Raw genomic sequence first — 7,234 nt, 5'->3', positions numbered from 1 at the left:
CAAAAAGGAGAGGGAGCCGTCCGTGCTCGTATTTTTGTGGGGATTCCTCAACCCACAGGGAGAGGGCTGGGTGAGGGCATCAACCCGCACCGTTATTGCATTTTCATCGTCGCAATCGGTTTTGGCGTGATGCCAAAATCTTCTTTTAGCTCGCGCTTGCTCTTCATCACCATCTGACCCTGGGTGTCGATGGTCATGTGCTGGGCGTCAGTGTTGTTACGTGCCTGCCACAACATCACCAGTTGCAAACTGTTCTCTTTTTGATCCGGGGTAAGGGCTACACCATCAGGCCATTTTCCCAGTTCAACCGCCGTCACCAGACGCTGATAAACTTCCGGTGTCATGCCACTTATCATGTCATCAATATTCATGATGTCTCCCTTTCAAAGGAATAATTTGCTGAATCGTTTTTTCAGCCTTTAGTCTGGTCGCCATTTTCGTCATCAGTGAAGCTTAATGACGCTGAATTGACGCAGAAGCGTTCGCCCGTTGGCTGAGGGCCGTCCGGGAAAACATGCCCCAGGTGGGCATCACATTTGCCGCAACGAATTTCAATACGTTGCATCCCATGTGATGAGTCATCAATGTAGCGGATCGCGTCATCGCTGACAGGCTCGTAAAAGCTCGGCCAACCACAGCCAGAATCGTATTTAGTCTGGGAGTTGAACAGTGGCGCATCGCACACCAGGCAGTGATAGACACCGTCTCGCTTATTGTGTAGCAAGCGCCCGGTAAATGGGGGCTCAGTCCCGTGATTCTGGGTCACGTAAAACTGCATTTCTGTCAGGTTATTTTTCAGTTCATCAGGGTTACGTTGATTCGACATATGCTTACATCTCGCTGTAGAAACAGGCATCTTTACCCCGGATTCTAACAAAACATTAACACCCACGCGTGCACTTTTGTTCTAAACTTATGTGTCGCAAAAAGGTGGTCGGCCAAATGTGATCAATTTCACATTTTTATACAGGCAGGCCTTTAAAATTCCGGGCGCAGCCCCCATGTGGTTGCTAGCTCAAAGGGAAAGTGAGGCGAGTCAGTCGCACAAACGTTAGTCACAGGATTGATTTGTCGCAATGATTGACACGATTCCGCTTGACGCTGCGTAAGGTTTTTGTAATTTTACACGCAACCTTTTATTCACTAACAAATAGCTGGTGGAATATATGACTATCAAAGTAGGTATCAACGGTTTTGGCCGTATCGGCCGTATTGTTTTCCGTGCTGCTCAGAAACGTTCTGACATCGAAATCGTTGGTATCAACGATCTCCTGGACGCTGAATACATGGCGTACATGCTGAAGTACGACTCAACTCACGGTCGTTTCGACGGCACCGTTGAAGTGAAAGACGGCCACCTGGTTGTTAACGGCAAAACCATCCGCGTTACTGCTGAGAAAGACCCAGCTAACCTGAAATGGAACGAAATCGGTGTTGACGTTGTAGCTGAAGCTACCGGTATCTTCCTGACCGACGAAACCGCGCGTAAACACATCACCGCTGGTGCGAAAAAAGTTGTTCTGACTGGTCCATCCAAAGACAACACCCCAATGTTCGTACGTGGTGCTAACTTCGAAAAATATGCTGGCCAGGACATCGTTTCTAACGCATCCTGCACCACCAACTGCCTGGCCCCACTGGCTAAAGTTATCAACGACAACTTCGGTATCGTTGAAGGCCTGATGACCACCGTTCACGCAACTACCGCTACTCAGAAAACCGTTGATGGCCCGTCTCACAAAGACTGGCGCGGCGGCCGTGGCGCAGCTCAGAACATCATCCCATCTTCTACCGGTGCTGCTAAAGCTGTAGGCGTTGTACTGCCAGAGCTGAACGGTAAACTGACTGGTATGGCGTTCCGCGTTCCAACTCCTAACGTTTCCGTAGTTGACCTGACCGTTCGTCTGGAAAAAGCTGCTTCTTATGAAGAAATTAAGAAAGCAATCAAAGCTGCTTCCGAAGGCGCAATGAAAGGCGTTCTGGGTTACACCGAAGACGACGTTGTTTCTACCGATTTCAACGGCGAAATCTGCACCTCTGTGTTCGATGCTAAAGCTGGTATCGCACTGAACGACAACTTCGTTAAACTGGTATCCTGGTACGACAACGAAACCGGCTACTCTAACAAAGTACTGGACCTGATCGCTCACATCTCCAAATAAGTTGAGATGAGAAACTGATCCAAAAAGGCGACTTCGGTCGCCTTTTTTATTGCTTTAAAGACAGAGGATTGCGTAATGATTAATAAAATTTTTGCACTTCCGGTAGTCGAACAACTTACCCCTGTGCTCTCCCACCGCAAAATCGATGATGCCGATATTATCGTTGTTGATCACCCACGCGTTAAAGCGTCAGTTGCACTCAACGGTGCTCATCTGCTCTCCTGGAAACCAGAAGGTGAAGCAGAAGGTCTGTGGCTGAGCGATATTACCTCGTTTAAAAAAGGCGCTGCGATCCGTGGTGGTGTACCGATCTGCTGGCCGTGGTTTGGCCCTGCCGCTGAACAAGGCCTGCCTGCTCACGGTTTTGCACGCAATCAGCAGTGGACGCTGAAAGCGCACAATGTAGATGACAACGGTGCGGTATTGACCTTTGAGCTGCACAGCAACGATGACACCCGCAAACTCTGGCCACACGACTTCACGCTGTATGCGCGCTTCAAACTGGGTAAAACCTGTGAAATTGAGCTGGAAGCCCACGGTGAGTTCGAAACATCTTCTGCCCTGCACACCTATTTCAACGTGGGTGACATCAGCGCAGTAAAAGTCAGCGGACTTGGCGATACCTTTATCGACAAAGTCGACAACGCGAGAGAAGGGAAACTGAGCGGTGGCGTGCAGACATTCCCGGATCGTACAGACCGTGTTTACCTGCACCCGGAAGCGTGCAGCGTGATCCACGATGCAAACCTCAATCGCCGGATTGAGGTTATCCATCACCACAACAGCAACGTTGTGGGCTGGAACCCGGGCCCTGCGCTCTCTGTGAGCATGGGTGACGTGCCGGATGACGGCTATAAAACCTTTGTGTGTGTCGAAACCGCCTGCGTTTCACCTCTGCAAAAAGCCAGTGCCGAGAAGCCTTCTCGTCTGGCGCAGACCATTAGCATTGTTAAAGGCTAATGGTCTCGAGCAGCCTCTCTCCCCATTGGGGGGAGAGGAAACCCCACACCGTTAAACCACATCTAATGGCGTTTTATGAGCGGGTGCCGGGAATGCACGCTCCAGTTTGAGCAGATCCTGCGCGGTAAGCGTAATGTCTAACGCCCCTGCATTTTCTTTTACATGCTCCGCTGATGCCGCTTTCGGTATCGCAATCACGCCCTGATGGCTAATCACCCATGCCAGCAGAATTTGTGCGGCGGTGGCGTGATGGTCGCGGGCAATCTCATTAACCACCGGATGATTCATTAACCCGCTGCGTAAGCGTCCGGCCTGGGCTAACGGGCAGTAAGCCATCACCGGCATTGCCTGTTGCTGACACCAGGGCAGTAAATCATATTCAATTCCGCGTGAAGCAAGGTGATACAGCACCTGATTAGTGGCACAGGCAGGACCGCCCTCTTCGCGCCACAACTCTTGCATGTCGTCATAATCCAGATTCGACACGCCCCAGCGGCCTATCTTTCCCTCCCGCTGGAGTTTCTCCATCAGTTCAATCGTGTCTTCCAGGCTAAATCCGCCTCGCCAGTGCAGCAGATACAGGTCGATGTGATCGGTGCCAAGTCGTTGCAGGCTGGCTTCACATGCCGCCATCCCCTTCTGCCCTCCGGCATTCCACGGATAGACTTTAGACACCAGATACACGTTATCGCGCAGGCCTTTGATTGCTTCGCCGACAACCTCTTCAGCCCCGCCTTCAGCATACATCTCTGCGGTATCAATCAACGTGAGTCCAAGGTCGATGCCCGCTCGCAGCGCATCCGCTTCGGTTTTACGCAGGCTTGCCTTTTCGCCCATATACCAGGTGCCCTGCCCGATTGCCGGAAGGGTACGTGCACCGGAAAATGTCACCGTTTTTGCGTTCATATCACTCTCCTGTTATCTGCACCACCGTAAAGCAAACGGGGCGCAAGCGCCCCGTTATGATGCATAGATTGCACTGTGAAAATGCACAATCAGAATTTGTAGCTCACACCGACTGAGAAGATACCGGACCAGGATTTGTCGACCATTGGGCTATCTTTCACTTCATCGCTCAGGCGCACATAGCGGCCAGTGCCGAATACGCTCCAGTCGCCGAGGAAGTTATAGCTTGCGGTGAGTTCCAGGTACGGATCCCAGCCGTCATCAGCACCGTAGGTTTTCAGGCCGCTACGACGAGACTCGTTTTTGGACACGCCATAATAGTAGTCGTTGTAGTTCTCACTGCTGTATTGCACGCCGATACCTGGCGTCAGGGTCAGCCCACCGTTGGTATAGCGGTACAGCCAGGCCAGATCCCAGATAAAGCCGTTGCTATTATCCAGCGTATCGCCTGCCAGCGCTGTACGCAGGAAACCATACTGGGTGTTATGCACGTAAGAAAGCCCGGCCATCATGGAGCTTTTACGTTTGTCGAGGCGGCGCAGTTGGTTGTTATCGCTATCGCCTGGTTTGAAGTGCTTCGGATCGTAGTACGCCATGACAGAGAGTTTGTCGGCATTATCGTTCCACAAATAGTAACCGCCGCCCAGGCCGCGGAACCAGAAGTTATCGCCTTCATAGGTCACAACCGGAACCGGATAAATCTCGCGGTCATACTGTTTGTATGGGCTGTTAATCACGCCTACGCCAGCACCAACAGTCCACTGATCCTCTGCCTGTGCGGCGCTAACTGAAGTGGCGGCAAGTACGCCTAATGCCAGAAGTTTGAGTTTGGTCACAATCCATTCTTTCCTGTAGTCAAATAATCAGCGGGTGAAGTGTAACCGCCCTTCCCCTACAACCCAAAGTTTTTTGCCTGCTAATGAGTTTGATAAACCCGGTATTTTCCATTTTTCAAATGACCGCCAGCTTTCATTTATGTGACGACAAGATGAAAAGCGCAAAAATGCCTTATAACAAAGGCGGAAATTTTTGGATGAGTTATTGATATGTCATTGAAATTAGATTTTCCCAACATGCAAGTTTTGCAAATGCCATCTACGCTTTAATTTAAGAGGAGAAATTCCTGAGCGCCCTGTGATCCCTGGCGACCGACCTGGCACACAGGTTGCTGCTCTGGCATTACGGTGCGAGAAATTCTCTTCCGGGAGCCTCCACTACTCATACGAACGGCTCTTATCATGTGCTAAAAAACGAAAGGACGGCATGCCATGAATATATTCGATCACTATCGCCAGCGCTATGAAGCTGCCAAGGACGAAGAGTTCACACTGCAGGAGTTTCTTACCATCTGTCGGCAAGATCGCAGTGCCTATGCCAATGCGGCAGAACGGCTATTGATGGCTATTGGTGAGCCAAACATGGTTGATACTGCACTGGAGCCACGGCTTTCCCGTCTATTTTCGAATCGGGTTGTCGCCCGATACCCGGCGTTTGAAGAGTTCTATGGTATGGAAGATGCCATTGAACAAATCGTCTCCTATCTGAAACATGCGGCTCAGGGTCTGGAAGAGAAGAAACAGATCCTCTATTTATTAGGCCCTGTGGGTGGCGGTAAATCATCGCTTGCCGAACGTCTTAAAGCGCTGATGCAGCGCGTACCTATTTATGTGCTGAGCGCCAACGGTGAACGCAGCCCGGTTAACGACCATCCGCTGTGCCTGTTCAACCCGCAGGAAGATGCGCAGATTCTGGATAAAGAGTTTGGCATCCCACACCGCTATCTCGGCACCATCATGTCGCCGTGGGCCGCAAAACGTCTGCATGAGTTTGGTGGGGATATCACCAAATTCCGCGTCGTCAAAGTATGGCCGTCCATTCTGGAACAGATTGCCATCGCCAAAACGGAACCGGGCGATGAGAACAACCAGGATATTTCAGCTCTGGTGGGTAAAGTCGATATCCGTAAGCTGGAACATCACGCGCAAAACGACCCGGATGCCTATGGCTATTCTGGTGCGCTGTGCCGTTCGAACCAGGGGATTATGGAATTCGTCGAGATGTTTAAAGCACCGATCAAAGTGCTGCATCCGCTGCTGACCGCAACCCAGGAAGGGAACTACAACGGGACAGAAGGTATCTCCGCCCTGCCGTTCAACGGGATTATCCTGGCTCACTCGAACGAATCCGAATGGGTCACTTTCCGTAATAACAAAAACAATGAGGCGTTCCTTGACCGTGTGTACATCGTCAAAGTGCCTTATTGCCTGCGGATCTCTGAAGAGATCAAAATTTACGAAAAACTGCTCAACCACAGTGAGCTGGTTCATGCACCTTGCGCCCCGGGTACGCTGGAAACGCTGTCGCGCTTCTCTATCCTGTCGCGCCTGAAAGAACCGGAAAACTCCAGCATTTACTCGAAAATGCGTGTCTATGATGGCGAAAGCCTGAAAGACACCGACCCAAAAGCGAAGTCGTACCAGGAATACCGGGACTACGCCGGGGTCGACGAAGGGATGAACGGTCTGTCCACGCGTTTCGCGTTTAAGATCCTCTCCCGCGTGTTTAACTTCGACCATGCTGAAGTGGCCGCGAACCCGGTTCATCTGTTCTATGTGCTGGAACAGCAGATTGAACGTGAACAGTTCCCGCAAGAGCAAGCTGAACGTTACCTTGAGTTCCTTAAAGGCTATCTGATCCCGAAATACGCCGAGTTCATTGGCAAAGAGATCCAGACGGCTTATCTGGAATCTTACTCGGAATACGGTCAGAACATTTTCGACCGTTATGTGACCTATGCTGACTTCTGGATCCAGGATCAGGAGTATCGCGATCCGGATACCGGCCAGCTGTTTGACCGTGAATCCCTGAACGCTGAACTGGAAAAAATCGAGAAGCCGGCGGGCATCAGCAACCCGAAAGATTTCCGTAATGAGATAGTCAACTTCGTGCTGCGTGCAAGAGCGCACAACAGCGGGCGGAATCCGAACTGGACCAGCTATGAAAAACTGCGCACGGTTATCGAGAAGAAAATGTTCTCTAATACCGAAGAGCTGTTGCCGGTCATTTCGTTTAACGCCAAAACCTCAACCGATGAGCAGAAAAAACACGACGACTTTGTCGACCGTATGATGGAGAAAGGCTATACCCGCAAACAGGTTCGCCTGCTGTGTGAATGGTATCTGCGCGTACGCAAATCGTCTTAACAC

Annotated in this window: 7 protein-coding genes; 3 read left to right on the top strand and 4 right to left on the bottom strand. The window is 51.0% G+C overall.

The window, feature by feature from the left end; translation table 11 throughout:
• Positions 1-92: 92 nt before the first annotated feature.
• Together ACS603_RS13550 and msrB are read right to left on the bottom strand one after the other, a co-directional pair.
• A complete protein-coding gene (locus ACS603_RS13550) occupies positions 93-371 on the bottom strand; it encodes a YeaC family protein (RefSeq protein ID WP_217187204.1) in 279 nt (92 codons plus the stop codon).
• A gap of 41 nt (positions 372-412) precedes the next feature.
• Entirely contained in the window at positions 413-826 is a 414-nt protein-coding gene (gene msrB / locus ACS603_RS13545; RefSeq protein ID WP_182060613.1) for a peptide-methionine (R)-S-oxide reductase MsrB, read from the bottom strand.
• A gap of 340 nt (positions 827-1,166) precedes the next feature.
• Between msrB and gapA the strand changes: the two genes are divergently transcribed.
• Both gapA and ACS603_RS13535 read left to right on the top strand, forming a co-directional pair.
• Positions 1,167-2,162: a glyceraldehyde-3-phosphate dehydrogenase gene (gapA, locus tag ACS603_RS13540; protein WP_182060612.1), complete on the top strand. Its 996-nt coding sequence runs from the start codon at positions 1,167-1,169 to the stop codon at positions 2,160-2,162.
• Between the two features lie 75 nt (positions 2,163-2,237).
• Positions 2,238-3,122, top strand: coding sequence for a D-hexose-6-phosphate mutarotase (locus tag ACS603_RS13535; RefSeq protein WP_474944415.1), 885 nt, complete (start codon positions 2,238-2,240; stop codon positions 3,120-3,122).
• Positions 3,123-3,173: 51 nt separating this feature from the next.
• Here the strand turns inward: ACS603_RS13535 and ACS603_RS13530 are convergent, their stop codons facing one another.
• Complete coding sequence (locus ACS603_RS13530) at positions 3,174-4,028, bottom strand: aldo/keto reductase (protein WP_474944414.1); 855 nt, start codon at positions 4,026-4,028, stop codon at positions 3,174-3,176.
• A gap of 89 nt (positions 4,029-4,117) precedes the next feature.
• Positions 4,118-4,864, bottom strand: a complete 747-nt coding sequence (locus tag ACS603_RS13525) for a MipA/OmpV family protein (protein ID WP_182060609.1) — start codon at positions 4,862-4,864, stop codon at positions 4,118-4,120.
• A 432-nt stretch (positions 4,865-5,296) separates the two neighbouring features.
• On the opposite strand from ACS603_RS13525, the gene yeaG reads away from it, so the two are divergent.
• Positions 5,297-7,231, top strand: coding sequence for a protein kinase YeaG (yeaG, locus tag ACS603_RS13520; RefSeq protein WP_182060608.1), 1,935 nt, complete (start codon positions 5,297-5,299; stop codon positions 7,229-7,231).
• The last annotated feature ends 3 nt before the right edge of the window (positions 7,232-7,234 follow it).

It is taken from the genome of Enterobacter sp. Li2LvB3 (assembly GCF_056156645.1).
The sequence above is the reverse complement of the archived record's forward strand: the minus strand, read 5'-3'. Positions and strand labels throughout refer to the sequence as shown.

Bases quoted from the DNA above. Each gene is read 5' to 3' on its own strand.
- ACS603_RS13550 (WP_217187204.1), bottom strand. From the start codon at position 371: ATGAATATTGATGACATGATAAGTGGCATGACACCGGAAGTTTATCAG.
- msrB (WP_182060613.1), bottom strand. From the start codon at position 826: ATGTCGAATCAACGTAACCCTGATGAACTGAAAAATAACCTGACAGAA.
- gapA (WP_182060612.1), top strand. From the start codon at position 1,167: ATGACTATCAAAGTAGGTATCAACGGTTTTGGCCGTATCGGCCGTATT.
- ACS603_RS13535 (WP_474944415.1), top strand. From the start codon at position 2,238: ATGATTAATAAAATTTTTGCACTTCCGGTAGTCGAACAACTTACCCCT.
- ACS603_RS13530 (WP_474944414.1), bottom strand. From the start codon at position 4,028: ATGAACGCAAAAACGGTGACATTTTCCGGTGCACGTACCCTTCCGGCA.
- yeaG (WP_182060608.1), top strand. From the start codon at position 5,297: ATGAATATATTCGATCACTATCGCCAGCGCTATGAAGCTGCCAAGGAC.